The sequence below is a fragment of the Modestobacter altitudinis genome, assembly GCF_005930475.1.
GTDB classification, from domain to species: domain Bacteria; phylum Actinomycetota; class Actinomycetes; order Mycobacteriales; family Geodermatophilaceae; genus Modestobacter; species Modestobacter altitudinis.
Window position 1 is genome coordinate 40,905 of record NZ_SJEW01000027.1, and the last position, 17,052, is coordinate 57,956.

The window sequence follows — 17,052 nt, forward strand, 5'->3', positions numbered from 1 at the left end:
GGGACGTCGAGCTGCTGCACTTCTACGCCGGGCCCTGCAGCGCCGGCGCCGGCGCCCGCGCCACCGACGGCGGCGGCCTGGTCCCGCTGAACGCGGGAGGGGCCGCCCCGGTGTCCCCGGGGCGGCCCCGTGCTCAGCGGCCGAACAGCGCCTCGTGCACCACGTCGTGCAGGTGCGTGTTCGGGTGGTAGCCGACCAGGGCGTCGCTGCCGACGCCCTCGGCGGTGACCACGGTCGGGACGCCGGTGTGGCCGGACGTCGTCCAGTCCAGGACGAACTCCTCGTCGCTGTCGGCGACCGCGAACGGGCCGTCCTCACCGGAGATCTGGTCCTCGACGGCCGGGGTGCCGTCCAGCGTCCCGCCGGGGCCGCTCTCGTCGGCGTCGTCGACGTCCTCGACGGTCAGGCCGCCGCACTCGTGGTCACCGGTGACGATGAGCAGGGTGTCCGGGTGCTCGGCGACGTAGTCCCGGGCGACCTGCACCGCGTCGTCCAGCGCGGCCATGGCCTGCAGCATGCGGGTGGCGTTGTTGGCGTGGGACATCTCGTCCACCGCCTCCTCCTCGACCAGCAGGAAGAAGCCGTCGCGGTCCGCGGAGAGGGTGTCCAGCGCCTTCGAGGTCATGTCGGCCAGCGGCACGACCGGGTCGTACTCGTCGCCCTCGCCCTCCGGGCGCTGCTGGAACATCTCCTCGTTGGAGAAGAGGCCGAGCAGCTGGTCGCCCTCGGCCGCCTCGAGCGAGGCGGCGTCGGTGACGTACTCGTAGCCCAGGCCCTGCGCCTCGGCGACCAGGTCGCCCCGGGTGCTGCGGCTGACCTCCGGGTCGGTCTCGCTGCCCTGCTCCGCCGCGGTGCGCGGGGCGTAGACGCCCTCGTTGCCGGCGGGCAGCCACCAGTCCTCGCCGCCACCCAGGATGACCTCGGGCTTGGTGACCTCGAGGTACTGCTCGGCGATCTGGTCCTGCAGGCCGCGGTCGGGGGTGTTGGCGAAGAAGGCGGCGGGGGAGGCGTCGGTGACCTGGGCGGTGGTCACGATGCCGGTGGCCTTGCCTGCGGCCTCCGCCTCGGCGCCCAGGGTGACCAGCGGGTTGCCGTCCACGTCGACGCTGATCGCCCCGTTGTAGGTCTTCTCACCGGTCGCCCACGCGGTCGCCGCAGCGGCGGAGTCGGTGATCGTGTCGTCCGGGTCCCGCGGGTCGGTGGTCTCCAGGCCGGTCACCGGCAGGGAGTCCATCGCCAGGTCGCCCTCGAAGCCGGCCAGGGCGAGCCGCGCGGCCTCCCGGTGGGCGGCGCCCATGCCATCGCCGTTGACGAAGATGACGTTGCGCGGGTGCCCGTGGCCGTGGCCGTTGTCGTTTCCGCCGGCCAGGGCGGTGGTGGGCAGTGCGACCGCGACGGCAGCGCCGACGAGTGCGGCAGCCAGGGCGGCGGGCACGGCCCGCCGACGGGCGATCCGGTTGATCGACATCAGGTCCTCTCCGCGCCGGGCCCCGCGCCCGGTCGCACCGGCGACGCTGTGCGAGAGCTGCGAACGGGATGTGAGCCAGTGCTGGACACCTGGTGAACAGCCGGGTGGACCCCGCTCGGCGGGCACGGTGTGCGGCTGGTTCGTTGCTCTCAGCAACCTGCTCTGGATGCCGGTGTGCCAGGTCGGCGCCGGTCCCGCAGAGTGGACGACGGCCGCACCCTGCGGCGGAGGAGAGGCACCCATGACCGAGAGCAGCTCACCGCTTGCCGGGAAGGTCGCCCTGGTCACCGGAGCGTCGTCGGGGATCGGTGCGGCGACGGCGGTCGCGCTGGCCGGGGCCGGTGCCGCCGTGGCGATCGGGGCCCGGCGCCGGGACCGGCTGGACGCGCTGGCGGCCGAGCTCCGCGACGGCGGTGCGCACGTGCTGCAGCTGGACCTCGACGTGACCGACGAGCACGCCTGCACGGCTGCGGTGGCGCGCACCCGGGCAGAGCTCGGTGGGCTCGACGTCCTGGTCAACAACGCCGGGGTCATGCTGCTGGGCACGATCGTCGGCGCGGACACCGAGGACTGGCGCCGGATGCTGCAGACCAACGTCATGGGCGTGCTCTACATGACCGCGGCGGCGATCGACGGCATGGTCGCGCAGGGGTCGGGCGACATCGTGAACATGTCCAGCGTCGCCGGCCGGCAGGCCCGCGCAGGCGCCGGGGTCTACAACGCCAGCAAGTGGGCGGTCAACGCGTTCAGCGAGTCGCTCCGCCAGGAGGTCACCCAGCGCGGCGTGCGGGTGGGCCTGGTCGAGCCCGGCGCCGTGGCCACCGAGCTGACCGACCACATCACCCAGCCCGACGCCAAGGCCGGCGCGCAGCGGATGTACACCGACATGGTGCCCCTCCAGGCCGAGGACATCGCCCGCGCGGTGCTCTACCTGGTCACCCAGCCGGCGCACGTGGCGGTCAACGAGGTGCTCGTCCGCCCCACCGCCCAGCAGCGCTGAGCCCGCTCAGCCGGCCTCGAGCACCCGCTTGAGGGTGGCGAGGTCGGCGGTCACGGCACTGATGTCGGCCGACCACGCGTCGTCGCTGACGCCCGGCTGGCGCCGCAGCGTGAACACCACCTCACTGGTCCCGCCGTCGGCGAGCACCCGTACCGGGTTGGTCGTCACGGACCCGTCGGGCGCGACGACGTCGTGGTCGAGGACGCCGTACTCGTTGACCGGGACGAACCGCACCAGGACCCGGCCCATCGGGGAGTCGGCCACCCACTCGCCGCGCTCCCGGCGGATCCCCGCGGCCAGGCCGGCCGCCCACTCCGGCAGGTGGGCAGGGTCCCGGACGTAGGCGTACACCTGGCCCGCCGGTCGCTGGATGGACACGGTCAGGTGGCGGGACTCCGTCGGCATGCCGGCATGGTGCCGCACGGCACCGACAGCCCGGGGGGACCGCAACGATCCGGCCGATGTCCGGGGCAGGACGGCCAGCCGCAGTGCCACGGCCGGAAACCGCCGGTCCCCGTCGGGGGGTGTCCCTAGGGTCCTCCTCGTGCCCACCGCGACCCGCGCCCCGCTGACCCTGCTCGCCGTCGCGGTCACCGTGCTGGCCTGGGCGTCGGCGTTCATCGGCATCCGGGCGGTGGGGGAGGACCTCTCGCCCGGCGCACTGGCGTTGGGCAGGCTCGCCGTCGGCACGGTCGTGCTCGGCGCGCTGCTCGCCCCGCGGGGCTGGACCCGGCCCACCGCCGGGGAGTGGCGGCTGCTGGCCGTCTGCGGGGTCGGCTGGTTCGGCATCTACAACCTGGCGCTCAACGCCGCCGAGCAGCACCTCGACGCCGGAACCACCGCGATGCTGGTGAACATCGGTCCGGTGCTCATCGCGGTCTTCGCCGGGCTGCTGCTGGGTGAGGGCTTCCCGCGCTGGCTGGTCGTGGGGCTCGGCGTCGCGTTCTGCGGGGTCCTGCTCATCGGCTTCGCCACCCGGGACGCCGGGGCCGACCTCGCCGGCGTCGTGCTCTGCGTGGTCGCCGCGGTCACCTACGCCGGTGGGGTGGTCGCGCAGAAGCCGCTGCTGCGCCGGCTCCCGCCGCTGCAGGTGACCTTCACCGCCTGCGCGATGGGGGCGGTGTGCTGCCTGCCGTGGGCCGGTGCCCTGGTCGACGACCTGGGATCGTCGCCCGCCTCCTCGATCTGGGGGATGGTCTACCTCGGCGCCGTCCCCACGGCCCTGGCCTTCAGCACCTGGGCCTACGCGCTGTCCCGGATGAACGCCGGCCGGCTGGGCGCGACGACGTACCTGGTGCCCCCGATCGTCGTGCTGCTCGGCTGGTGGCTGCTCGACGAGGTGCCGCCGGCGCTCGCCGTCGTCGGCGGGGTGGTCTGCCTCGCCGGTGTCGCGCTCTCCCGCCGGCGCGGGCGGGTGCCCGCGCCGGTCGCGGTGCCCCAGGAGGCCGGCTCCACCGTCTGAGGACACCGGGACGACATCTGCGCCTGTTACGACTGTCCGGTGACCACCTCCGCCGGTGCCGGGTCCCTGATCGTGACCGAGGCGCGGCTGCGCGACGGGACCGTCGTCGACGTCCGGTGCGCGGACGGGCTGGTGGCCGCGCTCGCCCCCGCCGGGGAGCTGCCCCGGACGGCCGGGGTCCCGGTGGTCGACGCCGCCGGCGGGCTGGTCACCGAGCCGTTCGTGGACGCGCACCTGCACCTGGACAAGGTGCGCACGCTGCCGTGGGTCGGTGACGCGGCGCTGCAGGCCTACACCGGCGACGGGATGGCCGACTCCGCCCGCGGCATCGACCTGGCCCGGGCGGTCAAGGCGCAGTACAGCGTCGAGCGGCTGCTGCCCGCCGTCCGGCAGGCGCTCGCCGACGGCGCACGGCACGGCGTGCTGCACGTCCAGGCCTTCGCCGACGTCGACACCGCTGCCGGGCTGGTGGGCGTGCAGGCGGTGCTCGCCGCACGCGAGGAGTTCCGCGGCCGGGTGGACGTCTCGGTGGTCGCCTTCCCGCAGGACGGCGTGCTCCGCGACCCGGGTGCCGACGACCTGGTGGAGGAGGCGCTCGCGCTCGGGGCCGACGTCGTCGGCGGGATCCCGTGGATCGAGGCGACCGTGGCCGATCAGGAGGCGCACGTCGAGTGGGCGTGCGCGCTCGCCGCCCGGCTGGGCCGGCGGGTCGCCATGCTCACCGACGACGCCTCCGACCCGGCCTCGGACACGACCCGGATGCTGGCCGAGGCCCTGCGGCGGCACGGACTGCAGGGCCGCGGCGTGGCCTGTCACGCCCGCGCGCTGGGCCACTACGACCCCGCGCGGCAGACCGCGGTGCTCGAACTCGCCCGCGAGGTCGGGCTGGGGCTGGTCAGCGACCCGCACACCGGTCCGGTGGCGCTGCCGGTCGAGCGCGCGGTCGCGCTGGGTGTCGACGTCGCGCTGGGGCAGGACGACATCGAGGACGCCTACTACCCGTTCGGCCGGCACAGCCTGCTGGAGGTCGCCTTCCTGGCCGCGCACCTGCTCGACATGCGCACCGCGCGGCAGCAGGAGGTGCTCGTCGACCTGGTGACGACGTCGGCCGCCCGGGTGCTCGGGCTGCCGTCCTACGGGCTGCGCGTCGGCGGCCCCGCCGACCTGCTCGTGCACGACGCGACCCGCACGGTCGACCTGCTGGCGCACCACGCCCCGCCACGGGTGGTGGTGCGCGGCGGCAGGGTGCTGTGACTCAGCGCCCGCCGGGGAGCGCGTCGGTCACGCGGGCCAGTGCGCCGGGGACGAGCGAGTAGTACGCCCAGACACCTCGCTTGTCCCGCTGCAGGAACCCGGCGTCGACGAGCACCTTCAGGTGGTGGGAGACCGTCGGCTGGGACAGTCCCAGCGGGTCGGTGAGGTCGCAGACGCAGACCTCGCGCCCGTCGTTGCCGGCGACCAGGGACAGCACCCGCAGCCGCGCGGGGTCGGCCAGCGCCTTGAGCGTGCGGGCGAGGTCGCCGGCCCGTTCGGCGTCCATCGCCCTGGTGACCTCGGCAGGGGAGCAGGCGGTGCTCGGCCGCTCCAGGAGCGGCAACTCTGTTCGCCTGTTGTCCACCAGGCCAGTATCAGCCGGACATTGACGACTGTCGATACCCCAGGCATCCTCGTCCGCAGACATCGATCGATGTCGATGACCTGGAGGAGTGCTCCCTGCATGAGTGACACCGTTGCCGAGAGCCCCCGGTCCGGTACCGATCTGACGACCCCGGTCCTCGCCCGGCTGTCCACGCTGGACCGCTTCCTGCCGGTCTGGATCATCGTGGCGATGGCCGCCGGCCTGCTGCTCGGCCGGCTCATCCCCGGCCTGGACGACGCACTCGAGGCGGTGCAGGTCGGTGACGTGAGCCTGCCCATCGCGATCGGGCTGCTGCTGATGATGTACCCCGTACTGGCCAAGGTGCGGTACTCCGAGCTCGACCGGGTGACCGGTGACCGGAAGCTGCTGGTCGCCTCGCTGGTGCTGAACTGGCTGATCGGCCCGGCGCTGATGTTCGGCCTGGCGTGGGCGCTGCTGCCCGACCTGCCCGAGTACCGGACCGGGCTGATCATCGTGGGGCTGGCCCGCTGCATCGCCATGGTGCTGATCTGGAACGACCTGTCCTGCGGTGACCGGGAGGCCGCTGCGGTCCTGGTCGCGATCAACTCGGTGTTCCAGATCGTCGCCTTCGCCGCGCTCGGCTGGTTCTACCTGCAGGTGCTGCCCGGCTGGCTGGGGCTGTCGACGACGTCGGCGGACTTCAGCGTCTGGGCCATCGTGCTGTCGGTGCTGGTGTTCCTCGGCATCCCGCTGGTCGCGGGCTTCCTGACTCGGACGATCGGGGAGCGCACCAAGGGCCGCACCTGGTACGAGAGCCGCTTCCTGCCGAGGATCGGGCCGGTCGCGCTGTACGGGCTGCTGTTCACCATCGTCATGCTCTTCGCGCTGCAGGGCGACGCCATCACCTCCCAGCCCTGGGACGTCGTCCGGATCGCGCTGCCGCTGCTGGCCTACTTCGCGCTGATGTTCGGCGGCTCGTTCCTGCTCGGCATGCGGCTGCGGCTGGGCTACGCCAAGACCGCGACCCTGGCCTTCACCGCCGCTGGCAACAACTTCGAGCTCGCCATCGCGGTCGCGATCGGCACCTTCGGCGTCACTTCCGGCCAGGCGCTGGCCGGTGTCGTCGGCCCGCTGATCGAGGTGCCGGTCCTGGTGGCGCTCGTCTACGTCTCGCTCTGGGCCGCCCGGCGCTGGTTCCCCGGTGACCCGACCGTCCCGGCCCGCATCGACGAGGGAGCGTCCCGATGACCCAGACCGACCAGACCGCCGGCTTCCCCGGACTGCTGGATCCCAACCTGGTGCTGCGGCGCCACGTCGAGGACCTCTCGGCCCGCTTCACGGGGATGGTGAGCCCCGAGACCGTCGAGCGGATGGTGTTCGAGTCCTACGCCGCACTCGGCCGCACCGCCAAGGTCAAGGCCCACCTGCCGGTGCTCACCTGTCGCTTCGCGACCGAGCGGCTCACCGCCCTCGCGCAGGCCAAGGGAGTGCTGGCCAAGGAAGCCCCCGAGGTCCTGTTCATCTGCGTGCAGAACGCCGGGCGCTCGCAGCTGGCCGCCGCCATGGTGGAGCACCTCTCGGAGGGGCGCGTGCACGTCCGATCCGCCGGGTCCATGCCCGCCGACGAGATCGACCCCGTCGTCCTCGAGGTGCTGACCGCCCGCGGGATGGTGGTGACCGACGCCTTTCCCAAGCCGCTCACCGACGACGTCGTCCAGGCCGCCGACGTGGTCATCACCATGGGCTGCGGCGATGCCTGCCCGGTCTACCCCGGCAAGCGCTACCTGGACTGGGACGTTCCCGACCCGGCCGGCCAGGACCCGGCTGCGGTCGACGCGATCGCCACCGACATCGAGACCCGCGTCCGGGGGCTCCTCTCCGAGCTCGGCGCATGAGCCGCCGGCTGGTCGTCGTCGGCGGCAGCGACGCCGGCATCTCCGCCGGCCTGCGCGCCCGCGAGCTCGACCCGACCGCTGAGGTCACGCGACACCGGTCGGCTGCTCGGCGCGCAACTGGTCGGCCGGCTGGGCAGCGAGATCGCCAAGCGGGCCGATGTCTTCGCCACGGCGCTGTTCCATGCCATGACCGTGGAGGGCATGGCCGACCTGGACCTGGCCTACACCCCGCCGCTGGGTTCACCCTGGGACGCAGTCCAGATCGCCGCCCAGGCCTGGAGCCGTGAACACCGACCGCCCAGCATCGACGCCCTGCCGTCGGTTCTCAGCCGAACCGACGCCGTGAGCAAGGAGACCCCGTGAGTGACCGCCCCAGCGTCCTGTTCGTCTGCGTGCACAACGCCGGCCGCTCCCAGATGGCCGCCGGCTGGCTCCGGCACCTGGCCGGCGACGCCGTCGAGGTGCGCTCCGCCGGCTCGGTCCCCGGGGACCAGGTCAACCCCTCTGCCGTGGCGGCGATGGCCGAGGTCGGCATCGACATCTCCGACCAGCGCCCCAAGGTGCTCACCACCGACGCCGTCGAGGCCTCCGACGTCGTCATCACCATGGGCTGCGGCGACGCCTGCCCGGTCTTCCCCGGGAAGCGGTACCTGGACTGGGCGCTGGAGGACCCGGCGGGCAAGGGCGTGGAGTCCGTCCGCCCCATCCGCGACGAGATCGAGGGCCGCATCCGCGGCCTGCTCGCCGAGCTGCAGGTGCCCGGCGTCAGCAATGCCTTGTGACGGGCAGGCCCAGCGTCCTGTTCGTCTGCGTGCACAACGCCGGCAAGTCCCAGATGGCCGCCGGCCTGATGGAGGACCTGGCCGGGGACGCCATCGACGTCCACTCCGCCGGCACCGCACCCGGTGACGCGGTCAACGAGCAGTCCGCCCGGTCCCTCGCCGAGCTCGGCATCGACATCTCCGGTGCGCGCCCCAGGCCGATCAGCCCCGAGCTGGTGCGCGGCGTCGACGTCGTGGTGACCCTCGGCCTCGAGGCGCAGGTCGAACCGGTCGAGGGCACGCGCTTCGAGACCTGGGACACCGACGAGCCCTCGGCACGCGGCATCGAGGGCATGGAGCGGATGCGGCTGGTCCGCGACGACATCGCCGCCCGGGTGCGGTCCCTGGCCGCCGAACTGGGTGTGCAGCCCGACGTGGCACGCGATCGGGAGGGAGAGCTGTCCGGCTAGGGCCGGGCGCTGAACGCGGCGGCGCCGGCTGCCGCAGCCACGACCACGGTCAGCCCGGCGAACATCGCGGGATAGCTGCCGAGGGACTCCGCCAGCGCCGTCCCCGCCCACGGGGCGAGGGCGGCCGCGCCGGTGATCGGCGCGCTGAACCAGCCCGACAGCGCCCCGTACCGGGCGGTGCCCCACCGGTCGGCGACGGCGGTCGCCTGCAGCAGGGTGCCGGCGCCGCGGGCCGCACCGGTGAGCACCGCGAGCACCACCAGCAGCCCGCTCGGACCGGGGACCGCGGCCAGCAGCCCGATCGCCACCGCCGAGGCGGCCAGGACGGTGACCGTCCGGGTGGTGGGGGTGGTGCGGGCGGTCAGCGGCGCGTAGCCCACCCGGCCGAGCAGCTGCCCGGCGCCCAGCAGCCCCAGCGTGGTGGCGGCCAGCGACGCGGACATGCCCCGCCCGGTGAGCAGCGGGATCAGCGTCAGGCTCGCCGCGTAGAGGCCGAAGGCGGTGACGGTCAGCGAGCCGGAGAGCAGCAGGAAGGCGCGGCTGCGCACGACGGACCGCACCGACGACGGGGCGCCGTCCCGGTGCCGGTCCTCCGGGGCCGGGGTCCACGGCGGCGTGAGCAGGAAGGCGTGCAGCGGCACCGTCACCACGGCCAGGACGACGGCCAGCACCAGGTACGTGGCCCGCCAGCTCAGCTGCTCGAGCAGCAGGCTGGTCAGCGGCGCGAAGACCGTGCTGGACAGGCCGGCGGCCAGGGTCAACGTGGTCAGCGCCCGCACCCGGGCCGGGCCGTACCAGCGGGTGAGCGCGGCGAACGCGGCCTGGTAGAAGACCGCGGCCATCGCGACCCCGGCGATCAGCCAGGCGGTGACGAACCACGCGAAGCTCGGCGCCAGCCCGACCCCCGCCGCGGCCGGTGCAGCCAGCAGGGAGCCGGCGGTCATCACCCGCCGCGGCCCCGCGCGGTCCAGCCACCGCCCGACCGGGATGCCGGCCAGCGCGGAGACCACCAGCCCCGCGGAGAACGCCGCGGTGGCCGCCGAGGCCGACCAGCCGGTGTCGGCGGTGATCGAGGACAGCGCGACCGGGAAGGCGTAGTACAGGACGCCCCAGCTGACCACCTCGGTGAGGCACAGCGCCGCCAGCACCCGCCGGGGTGGCTGCCGGGCGACCTCCACGCCGGTGGTGTCGGGCCGGTCGCTCACCGCCCCGCGGCCGGGGCCCCGATGCTCACCGGCTGCGGGGCCGGGCCGCAGCAGGCGGCCGGCTCTGGCTCCAGTTCCGGTCCCTCGGCCGAGTACCCGTGCTCGCTGCCGGTGGCGAACCCGACGCCGGTGCTCTCGGCCGCCTCCCGGGCACCCAGGTCGGTGCTGCAGACCCCGGTCGAGGGCAGCTGCAGCTGGACGGAGCCCGCCGCCTCGACGTCCCCGGCCAGCGCGGCGGCGATCGAGCGGACCTGCTCATAGCCGGTGGCCAGCAGGAACGTCGGAGCACGGCCGTAGGACTTCATGCCGACCAGGTAGAGGCCCTCGTCGGGGTGGGCGAGGTCGCGGTGCCCGTGCGGGGGCACGGTGCCGCAGGAGTGCAGGTTCGGGTCGATCAGCGGAGCCAGCCGCGCGGGGGCCTCCACGCCGGGGTCCAGGTCCAGCCGGACCTCGCGCAGCATGTCCAGGTCGGGACGGAACCCGGTTGCGGCGGCCAGGGCGTCGACGGTCAACCTCAGCGGCGCCTCGTCGCGGCCGGTGCCGGTCACCTGCAGCTGCCCGCCTGCCGTCGGGGTCAACCGGGTGAGGGTCACCTCGCGGTGCAGCTCGACGTGCCCGGCCTGCACCGCGGTCCTCAGCGTGGAGCCGAGCAGCCCGCGGGCGGGCAGGCCGTCGGCGTCCCCGCCGCCGTAGAGCCGCGCCGGGGAGCGGCCGCGGATGGCCCAGCTGACCCGGGTGCCCGGCTCGTCCTGCTGCAGCTCGACCAGCGCGAGCAGGGTGTTGGCCGCGGAGTGGCCCATGCCGACCACCAGTGTGTGTCGGCCGGCGAAGCGGGCCCGGTCGGCGCCGAGCACGTCGGGCAGAGGTCCGACCAGCCACGGGGCTGCCTCGGCCTCGCCGACCGCGGGCAGGCCGGCGGCACCCAGCGGGTTCGGCTGACCCCACGTGCCGGAGGCGTCGACGACCGCCCGGGCGGTCAGGTCGAGCACCCGGCCGTCGGCGACGGTGCGCACCAGGTAGGCGCGACCCTCGCGGCCCACCGTGCGGGTCTTGTCCACCCCGACCCGGGACACCGCGACCACCCGCGTCCCGGTGCGGATCCGCCCGGACAGCTGTGCCGTCGCGGCCAACGGCGCCAGGTAGCGGTCGACCAGCTCGGCGCCGGTGGGCAGCGCGTCCCGGTCGGGGAGCTCCCAGCCGGTCGCCTCCAGGAGCCGGGCCGCCGCGGCGTCCACGTCGTACTCCCACGGGGAGAACAGCCGGACGTGGCCCCAGGAGCGCACCGCGGCGCCCGGCTGGTCGCCGGCCTCCAGCACCAGCGGCTCCAGGCCGCGCTCGAGCAGGTGCGCGGCAGCGGCCAGGCCGACCGGCCCGGCACCGATCACCACGACCGGCAGGGACTCCGTGCGGTACGCGCTCATGCCGTGCTCCGTCCTCGTGCACCGTTGTCCACCAATGCCGAGGGACGTTAACAGCCGATGCTGTTGTCAGCAACGTCCGTGTGGCACAATCCGACCATGCCCCAGGCCCTGGACGTCCGCCTGCTCGACGTCGACGAGCTCACCTCGCCGGCGGACCGCGCGCGCCTGCTCGCCCCCCAGCTGAAGGCCCTCGCCGACCCCAACCGGCTGCACCTGGTGCTGCTGCTGGCCGAGGGGCCGCGCACGGTCCGCGAGCTCACCGACGCCGCCGGCATGAGCCAGACGCTCGTCAGCCACCACCTCGCGCCGCTGCGCGAGCAGGGCCTGGTCACGATCACGCCGAGGGGGCGCAGCAACGTCTACGCGCTGTGCTGCGAGGCGCTGGCCGGGCCGGTGAGGGCGCTTGCCACGATCGCCGCGCTCACCCCCGAGGGTGCCGACGCCTGCTGCTCCTGACCCGGTCGTCCGGTGACGTCGTGGCCGGTGGTGCCCGGCCAGGCTGCGGGGACGGACGACCGGCGACGGTCGCGCTGCACGGCCTTCCTCGCGGCCGGGGTCCGGCGGCACCGCTGAGGCGAGCTGCCGCGCGTCCTGGCTCACCGGGCGTGCTCCTGGCTCACTCGACACGCTGAGCCAGGAGCACGCGCGATCAGGTCGGCTGATCCCGGGACGCGGTCAGCGGCGGCGAGGGGCCCAGGGGTCGTCGGGGTCGAAGTCGTCCTCGTCGTCGGCCGGGGCGGTCGACGACGAGGCGGGGGGCGCCGGGGCCGCGGGCCGCCCGGCGGCGCGGCGGGCGGCCTCCTCCAGCGCGGCGTCCCGCTCGGCCGCCCGCAGGGCGCGCTCGACCCGGGCGTCCTCCCGCAGCTGCCGGCGGCTGGGGGTCCCGTCGGCGTTGGTCAGCTCGAGCCAGTCGTCCTTCTGCCGCCACAGCGCGGCTCCGGCCAGCACCAGCCCGACCGGGATGACGTAGGCGGCGACCCGTTCCATGCCGCCCTCGCCGAGACCGAGGAAGACCGCCGAGCCGAAGAAGATGGTGCCGATGACGCCGACCAGGCCGAGGACGGCGAGGGTGGTGCCCAGGCCCTCCGACCGCGGCCGGACCGCGTAGGCCACCGCGATCAGCCCGACCGCACCGGCGAGCAGGTGGGTGCCGGCGGCGATCTGGTGCACCGTGGCGTTGCCGTCGGAGGGGAACAGCCCCACCAGCAGCACACCGAGGCCGGCGAGCACGAGCAGCACCCGGGCCAGCCGCCCACCGCTGCCGGCGAGCCCGGGCCCCAGCAGCAGGACGCCGGCGGCGATGAGCACCCCCTGCAGCACGAACGAGCCGTTCATGAGCAGCCGGGCGGCGGAGTCCGCCGTCCCCAGGTCGCTGATCACGTCCGCCGAGTAGGAGTAGCCGCCGTACCGCGCGGCCGCGATCGCCTCCACGACGAAGAACTGACACGTCAGGACCCAGGCGAGTCCGCCCCACCGGTACCGGCTGTCTGTCACGGGGAGCCATCGTCCCAGCCGCAGCTGTGCAGGCGGCAGAGTGTCCCGGGTGACCGCCCGTTCCATCGCCCTGTTCCTGCTCGCCGCGGTCCTGGAGATCGGCGGCGCCTGGCTGGTCTGGCAGGGCCTCCGGGAGCACCGCGGGTGGGCGTGGGTGGGCGCCGGGGCCGTGGCGCTGGTCCTGTACGGCGTGGTGGCCACCGCGCAGCCCGACGCCGCGTTCGGCCGGGTGCTCGCCGCCTACGGCGGGGTCTTCATCGCCGGGTCGCTGGTCTGGGCGGCGGTGGCCGACGGCTTCCGGCCCGACCGGTGGGACGTCGGCGGCGCGCTGGTCTGCCTGGTCGGCGTCGCGCTGATCATGTACGCGCCGCGGGGCTCCTGACCGGGCCGAGGAGGTCGAGGACGGCGGCGTACTGGGCGGCGGACAGCCACGAGGGGTTGCTGCCGGCCGGCATCCGCAGCACCTCCGCGTCCCGGGCCGCCGGGTGGGCCAGCAGCTCGGCGCGGGCCACCGGTTCGGCGAGCCGGGTCAGCCGGACGCCGACGACCGGGCCGTCGTCGCCCTCGGCCACGGCGGCGGTCACCTCGCCCAGCGCGTGCACCCCTGGCAGGTGGACGCCGCTGACCCAGAGCAGGCAGGGCTGGCCCGGGGCCATCAGCTCCAGCCGGTAGGAGCGGCGGACGCACCGGTCGAGCGCGTGGTCGCTGCCCGGTGTCCAGCCGGGTGCGATCACCTCTGGCGCGGATCGGCTCTTGAGCACCCAGCAGGCGACGTCCCCGGGCTCCAGTCGTGGCACCCGCCCAGCCAACCAGCCCGTCGCCGGCAGCGACCACCGCGGCCATCCGGTTGCGCGCGTCCGGATCTCGCGCTGCCGACCAGCGAGTTCCCCTCTAGCCTTCCCTGGGTGGTGTTCCCCCCGGTCCCCTGGCAGGCCGTCGAGCAGCGCGCGCGGACGGTGGCCGCCGGGCCGGTGACCTCCTCGGGGGCGGTCGACGGCCTGGTGCTGCGCCGGCTCGTCACCGACTCCCGGGCGGTGACGCCGGGCTGCCTGTTCGGCTGCGTGCGCGGGCAGGGGAGCGACGGGCACCGCTTCGCCGAGCAGGCGCTGGCCGCCGGTGCCGCTGCGCTGCTCGTCGACCGTCCGGTGAGCGGGGGAGCGCCGCAGCTGCTGGTGCCCTCGGTGCGCGCCGTGCTCGGCCGGCTCGGCGCCCTGCTCGCCGGCGACCCGGCCGACCAGCTGCGGCTGGTCGGGGTCACCGGCAGCAACGGCAAGACGACGACGAGCACGCTGGTCCGCGGCGTGCTGGCCGCCGCGGGCGAGTGCGCTGGGCTGGTCACCACCCTGGGTGCGCGGGTCGGTGGCCAGCAGCGCAGCACCCGGCTGACCACGCCGGAGGCGCCCGAGCTGCACGGCCTGCTGCGCTGGATGCTCGACGCGGGCGCGACCAGCGCCGTGCTGGAGGCGTCCTCGATCGCGCTCGACGTCGGCCGGGTGGACGGCGTGCACGTCCAGGTGGCGGTCTTCACCGGCTTCGAGGAGGACCACCTCGACCACCACGGCACCATCGAGCAGTACTGGGCCAGCAAGGCGCGGCTGTTCAGCCCCGAGCGGGCCGACCGCGCCGTCGTGGTCGTCGACGAGCCGTGGGGCCGGCGGCTGGCCGACCAGGCGCGCATCCCGGTGACCCGGGTCAGCACCGACCCCACCGCGGACGCCGACGTCCGGGTGGTCGGCTGGCGCACCGGCGCGGAGGGCACCAGCGTGGTCGTCGAGGACCCCGACGGCCGGCACTGGATCGGCTCGCCGCTGGTCGGCCGGGTGCACGTGGGCAACCTCGCCGCCGCCTGGGCCACCGGCCGTGTGCTGGGCCTGCGCCCGGACACGGTCGCCGCCGGGATCGCCCGCACCGCACCGCCCGCCGGCCGGAACACCCTGCTGCGCAGCCCGGACGGCCCGCTGGTGGTGGTCGACTACGCGCACACGCCCGGCGCGCTGGCCGCCGCCTTGCAGACGGCGCGGGAGCTGACCGGCCCGGCCGGCCGCGTGCACCTCGTGCTGGGCGCGCGCGGGCGGCGGGACCGGTACAAGCGCCAGGGGCTCGGTGTCTCGGCCCGCGCCGCCGACGAGGTGTGGCTGACCAACGAGGGCAGCCACGGGGAGCGGCCGGAGGCCATCGTCGAGGAGCTGCGGGTGGGGCTGGTCGGCAGCGAGGCGACCGTGCGGACCGTGCTGGACCGCCGGGAGGCGATCAGCGGGGCCGTGCTGGCCGCCGGCCCGCGGGACGTCGTGCTCGTCGTCGGCCGCGGCCACGAGACGACGATGACCGACGACGGCGCCCCGGTGCCCTTCGACGACGCCGCGGTGGCCCGCGCGGCGCTGGAGTCGGTCACGCTGGACCTGGTCACCGAGCAGGCCTCCTGACCGCTGCCCGGGGTGGGCCGGCTCACAGGAGCAGTCTTCAGGTGTGACCGAGGAGTGGGCGGGCCACCGGGTGGGTGAGCCCGGGTTCCGGCGGGCGGCGGTCGCGGTCTTCCTGGCCGGCATCGCGGTGTTCGCGACGCTCTACGCCCCGCAGGCGCTGCTGCCGGAGCTGACCCGCTCCTTCGGGGTCTCCCCGGCGTCCTCGACGCTGGCCATCTCGATCAGCACCGGGGCGCTGGCCGTCGGGCTGCTGGTCCTCGGACCCGTCTCCGACCGGCGCGGCCGGACCGGCATCCTGCAGGCCGGCCTCGCCTCCGCCGCGGTGCTGGCGGTGCTCATCGCGCTGGCGCCGTCCTGGTGGGTGCTGCTGGTGCTGCGGGGCCTGCAGGGCTTCGCGCTGGCCGCGCTGCCGGCGGTGGCGGTGGCCTACCTGCGCGAGGAGCTGCACGCCGGGGTGAGCTCCCGGGCGATCGGCCTGTACGTCAGCGGCACCGCGATCGGCGGGCTCTCCGGCCGGTTGATCAGCGGCTTCCTCACCGAGCTGGGCGGCTGGCGGACGGCGCTGGCCGGGGTGGCCGCCCTGGCGGTGGGCTGCGCGGTCGCCGTCCGGCTGCTGCTGCCGCCCTCCCGCCGGTTCACCCGGGTGCCGCGGGAGGGCCGGTTGCTGCGGCAGCTGGGTCAGGCGTTCACCGACCCGGCGCTGCTGGCGCTGTACGGCGTGGCGGCGCTGCTGATGGGCGGGTTCGTGGCGGTCTACAACGCGGCCACCTTCCGGCTGGAGTCCGCGCCGTACTCGCTGTCCCCGGCGCTGGTCGGGCTGGTGTTCCTGGCCTACCTGCTCGGCTCGGTGAGCTCGCCGGTCGCCGGCTGGCTGGCCGACCGGTCCGGTCGGCGGCTGGTCGTGCCCGGCACGGTGCTGCTGATGGGTGCCGGGATCGCGCTCACCCTGCCCGCTCCGCTGTGGTGCGTGATCGCCGGCCTGTGCGTGCTGACCGTCGGCTTCTTCGCCGCGCACGGCGTCGCGAGCGGCTGGGTGGCGGCGCGCGCCCAGCTCGGTGGCCGGGCGGTGGGGCAGGCGGCGTCGCTGTACTCGTTCTCGTACTACGTCGGGTCGTCGGTCGGCGGCACGCTCGCCGGGCGGGCGTGGTCCGACGCCGGGTGGTCCGGGGTGGCCGTGCTGGCCGGTGGGGCGACCCTCGGTGCGCTGGTGCTCAGCCTGGTGCTCGGCCGGACGCGCTCCCTGGGACGCCGCTGAGCCGCGGCGCCCCGGGGCGGAGGCCCGTCAGGCCTCGGTCGCGTCGTGCTCGTAGGCCCCGGCCGGGTCGGCGTCGTCGGACTGCACGGCCTGCCGCTCGAGCTCGGTGCGGTGCTCGAGCACCTCGTCGGACAGGTGCGGGTCCTTGGCGTGCTCGGTGCGGTCCCGGACCACCGGTTCCTCGGGGGCGATCACGTCGTCGAGCGTCGGTTCGTCGTGTGCGCTGGTCATGCCCTCCCGGTATCCCGCAGTGGTGCCCCCGCAAACGGCGCCTGACCCGGTCAGCCCTGCTTCAGCTGCTCGGCCGGGAGCCACGCCTCCACCAGCACCGGGCCGTGGACCCCGACGACGGTGTAGGCGACCCGGCCGTGCCAGCCGTCCTCTCGGTGCCGCCACTCGACCAGCAGTCCCGGCCAGGTGCCCGGCGCGTCCGGCGGGTCGTGCACCCAGCAGTGCCGGCCGTGGCCCTGCCCGGCCGCCCGGCGGACCGGTGGTGGGTCCGGCGGTGGGGCGGGCGCGGCGGGCACCCCGGAACGGGCGGCGCGGTCGGCCAGCGACCTCCCGTGCTGCCCCCGGTTCATCCCGCCCGCCACCGCAC

At 75.1% G+C, this 17,052-nt stretch carries 21 protein-coding genes; 12 read left to right on the forward strand and 9 right to left on the reverse strand.

The features are described from left to right. Window positions 1–133: 133 nt before the first annotated feature. Entirely contained in the window at window positions 134–1,468 is a 1,335-nt protein-coding gene (locus FHL79_RS12075; RefSeq protein ID WP_138758836.1) for an alkaline phosphatase, read from the reverse strand. A gap of 241 nt (window positions 1,469–1,709) precedes the next feature. Between FHL79_RS12075 and FHL79_RS12080 the strand changes: the two genes are divergently transcribed. After that, entirely contained in the window at window positions 1,710–2,468 is a 759-nt protein-coding gene (locus tag FHL79_RS12080) for an SDR family NAD(P)-dependent oxidoreductase (protein ID WP_138758837.1), read from the forward strand. 6 nt (window positions 2,469–2,474) lie between these two features. Here FHL79_RS12080 and FHL79_RS12085 read toward each other — a convergent pair whose 3' ends face one another. Continuing rightward, a complete protein-coding gene (locus FHL79_RS12085; protein ID WP_138758838.1) occupies window positions 2,475–2,873 on the reverse strand; it encodes an SRPBCC family protein in 399 nt (132 codons plus the stop codon). A gap of 139 nt (window positions 2,874–3,012) precedes the next feature. Here FHL79_RS12085 and FHL79_RS12090 point away from each other — a divergent pair, with 139 nt between their 5' ends. Together FHL79_RS12090 and FHL79_RS12095 are read left to right on the forward strand one after the other, a co-directional pair. Beyond that, complete coding sequence (locus FHL79_RS12090; RefSeq protein ID WP_138758839.1) at window positions 3,013–3,930, forward strand: DMT family transporter; 918 nt, start codon at window positions 3,013–3,015, stop codon at window positions 3,928–3,930. Between the two features lie 39 nt (window positions 3,931–3,969). Beyond that, window positions 3,970–5,184, forward strand: a complete 1,215-nt coding sequence (locus FHL79_RS12095) for an amidohydrolase family protein (RefSeq protein WP_218938440.1) — start codon at window positions 3,970–3,972, stop codon at window positions 5,182–5,184. 1 nt (window position 5,185) lies between these two features. Here the strand turns inward: FHL79_RS12095 and FHL79_RS12100 are convergent, their stop codons facing one another. After that, a complete protein-coding gene (locus FHL79_RS12100) occupies window positions 5,186–5,470 on the reverse strand; it encodes an ArsR/SmtB family transcription factor (protein ID WP_138758840.1) in 285 nt (94 codons plus the stop codon). Window positions 5,471–5,647: 177 nt separating this feature from the next. On the opposite strand from FHL79_RS12100, the gene arsB reads away from it, so the two are divergent. The 5 genes from arsB (at window position 5,648) to FHL79_RS12125 (ending at window position 8,656) form a co-directional block, all read left to right on the forward strand. Beyond that, the gene (gene arsB, locus FHL79_RS12105) at window positions 5,648–6,778 is read left to right on the forward strand and encodes an ACR3 family arsenite efflux transporter (protein ID WP_138758841.1); all 1,131 of its coding nucleotides are present in this window, start codon (window positions 5,648–5,650) and stop codon (window positions 6,776–6,778) included. Beyond that, entirely contained in the window at window positions 6,775–7,425 is a 651-nt protein-coding gene (locus tag FHL79_RS12110; protein WP_138758842.1) for an arsenate-mycothiol transferase ArsC, read from the forward strand. The genes arsB and FHL79_RS12110 overlap by 4 nt, the downstream gene beginning before the upstream one ends. A gap of 201 nt (window positions 7,426–7,626) precedes the next feature. After that, a complete protein-coding gene (locus tag FHL79_RS25530; protein WP_218938441.1) occupies window positions 7,627–7,788 on the forward strand; it encodes a hypothetical protein in 162 nt (53 codons plus the stop codon). Continuing rightward, entirely contained in the window at window positions 7,785–8,207 is a 423-nt protein-coding gene (locus FHL79_RS12120) for an arsenate reductase ArsC (RefSeq protein WP_138758843.1), read from the forward strand. Before FHL79_RS25530 ends, FHL79_RS12120 begins: the two co-directional genes overlap by 4 nt. Continuing rightward, on the forward strand, window positions 8,204–8,656 hold the full coding sequence (locus FHL79_RS12125; protein ID WP_138758844.1) for an arsenate-mycothiol transferase ArsC: 453 nt from the start codon (window positions 8,204–8,206) through the stop codon (window positions 8,654–8,656). Before FHL79_RS12120 ends, FHL79_RS12125 begins: the two co-directional genes overlap by 4 nt. Here FHL79_RS12125 and FHL79_RS12130 read toward each other — a convergent pair. Next, window positions 8,653–9,861, reverse strand: a complete 1,209-nt coding sequence (locus FHL79_RS12130) for an MFS transporter (RefSeq protein WP_246080691.1) — start codon at window positions 9,859–9,861, stop codon at window positions 8,653–8,655. The two genes, FHL79_RS12125 and FHL79_RS12130, sit on opposite strands and share 4 nt — an antisense overlap. Beyond that, entirely contained in the window at window positions 9,858–11,282 is a 1,425-nt protein-coding gene (locus FHL79_RS12135; protein ID WP_138758845.1) for an FAD-dependent oxidoreductase, read from the reverse strand. The genes FHL79_RS12130 and FHL79_RS12135 overlap by 4 nt, the downstream gene beginning before the upstream one ends. A 96-nt stretch (window positions 11,283–11,378) precedes the next feature. Here FHL79_RS12135 and FHL79_RS12140 point away from each other — a divergent pair, with 96 nt between their 5' ends. Next, window positions 11,379–11,738 carry an ArsR/SmtB family transcription factor gene (locus FHL79_RS12140; protein WP_138758846.1) on the forward strand — a complete coding sequence of 120 codons (360 nt, stop codon included), beginning with the start codon at window positions 11,379–11,381 and terminating at the stop codon, window positions 11,736–11,738. Between the two features lie 219 nt (window positions 11,739–11,957). Here FHL79_RS12140 and FHL79_RS12145 read toward each other — a convergent pair whose 3' ends face one another. Next, the gene (locus FHL79_RS12145; RefSeq protein WP_138758847.1) at window positions 11,958–12,776 is read right to left on the reverse strand and encodes a DUF998 domain-containing protein; all 819 of its coding nucleotides are present in this window, start codon (window positions 12,774–12,776) and stop codon (window positions 11,958–11,960) included. A gap of 49 nt (window positions 12,777–12,825) precedes the next feature. Here FHL79_RS12145 and FHL79_RS12150 point away from each other — a divergent pair, with 49 nt between their 5' ends. After that, window positions 12,826–13,158, forward strand: coding sequence for a YnfA family protein (locus FHL79_RS12150; protein WP_138758848.1), 333 nt, complete (start codon window positions 12,826–12,828; stop codon window positions 13,156–13,158). On the opposite strand, the gene FHL79_RS12155 is transcribed toward FHL79_RS12150, so the two are convergent. Next, the gene (locus FHL79_RS12155; protein WP_138758849.1) at window positions 13,133–13,573 is read right to left on the reverse strand and encodes a hypothetical protein; all 441 of its coding nucleotides are present in this window, start codon (window positions 13,571–13,573) and stop codon (window positions 13,133–13,135) included. The genes FHL79_RS12150 and FHL79_RS12155 overlap by 26 nt on opposite strands. 108 nt (window positions 13,574–13,681) lie before the next feature. On the opposite strand from FHL79_RS12155, the gene FHL79_RS12160 reads away from it, so the two are divergent. After that, window positions 13,682–15,199 carry a Mur ligase family protein gene (locus FHL79_RS12160; RefSeq protein ID WP_138758850.1) on the forward strand — a complete coding sequence of 506 codons (1,518 nt, stop codon included), beginning with the start codon at window positions 13,682–13,684 and terminating at the stop codon, window positions 15,197–15,199. Between the two features lie 43 nt (window positions 15,200–15,242). Continuing rightward, on the forward strand, window positions 15,243–16,454 hold the full coding sequence (locus tag FHL79_RS12165) for an MFS transporter (protein WP_138758851.1): 1,212 nt from the start codon (window positions 15,243–15,245) through the stop codon (window positions 16,452–16,454). 27 nt (window positions 16,455–16,481) lie between these two features. On the opposite strand, the gene FHL79_RS12170 is transcribed toward FHL79_RS12165, so the two are convergent. Further along, complete coding sequence (locus tag FHL79_RS12170; protein WP_138758852.1) at window positions 16,482–16,685, reverse strand: hypothetical protein; 204 nt, start codon at window positions 16,683–16,685, stop codon at window positions 16,482–16,484. Between the two features lie 50 nt (window positions 16,686–16,735). After that, on the reverse strand, window positions 16,736–17,052 hold a 317-nt coding region (locus FHL79_RS12175), incomplete at its 5' end, for a hypothetical protein (protein ID WP_246080692.1).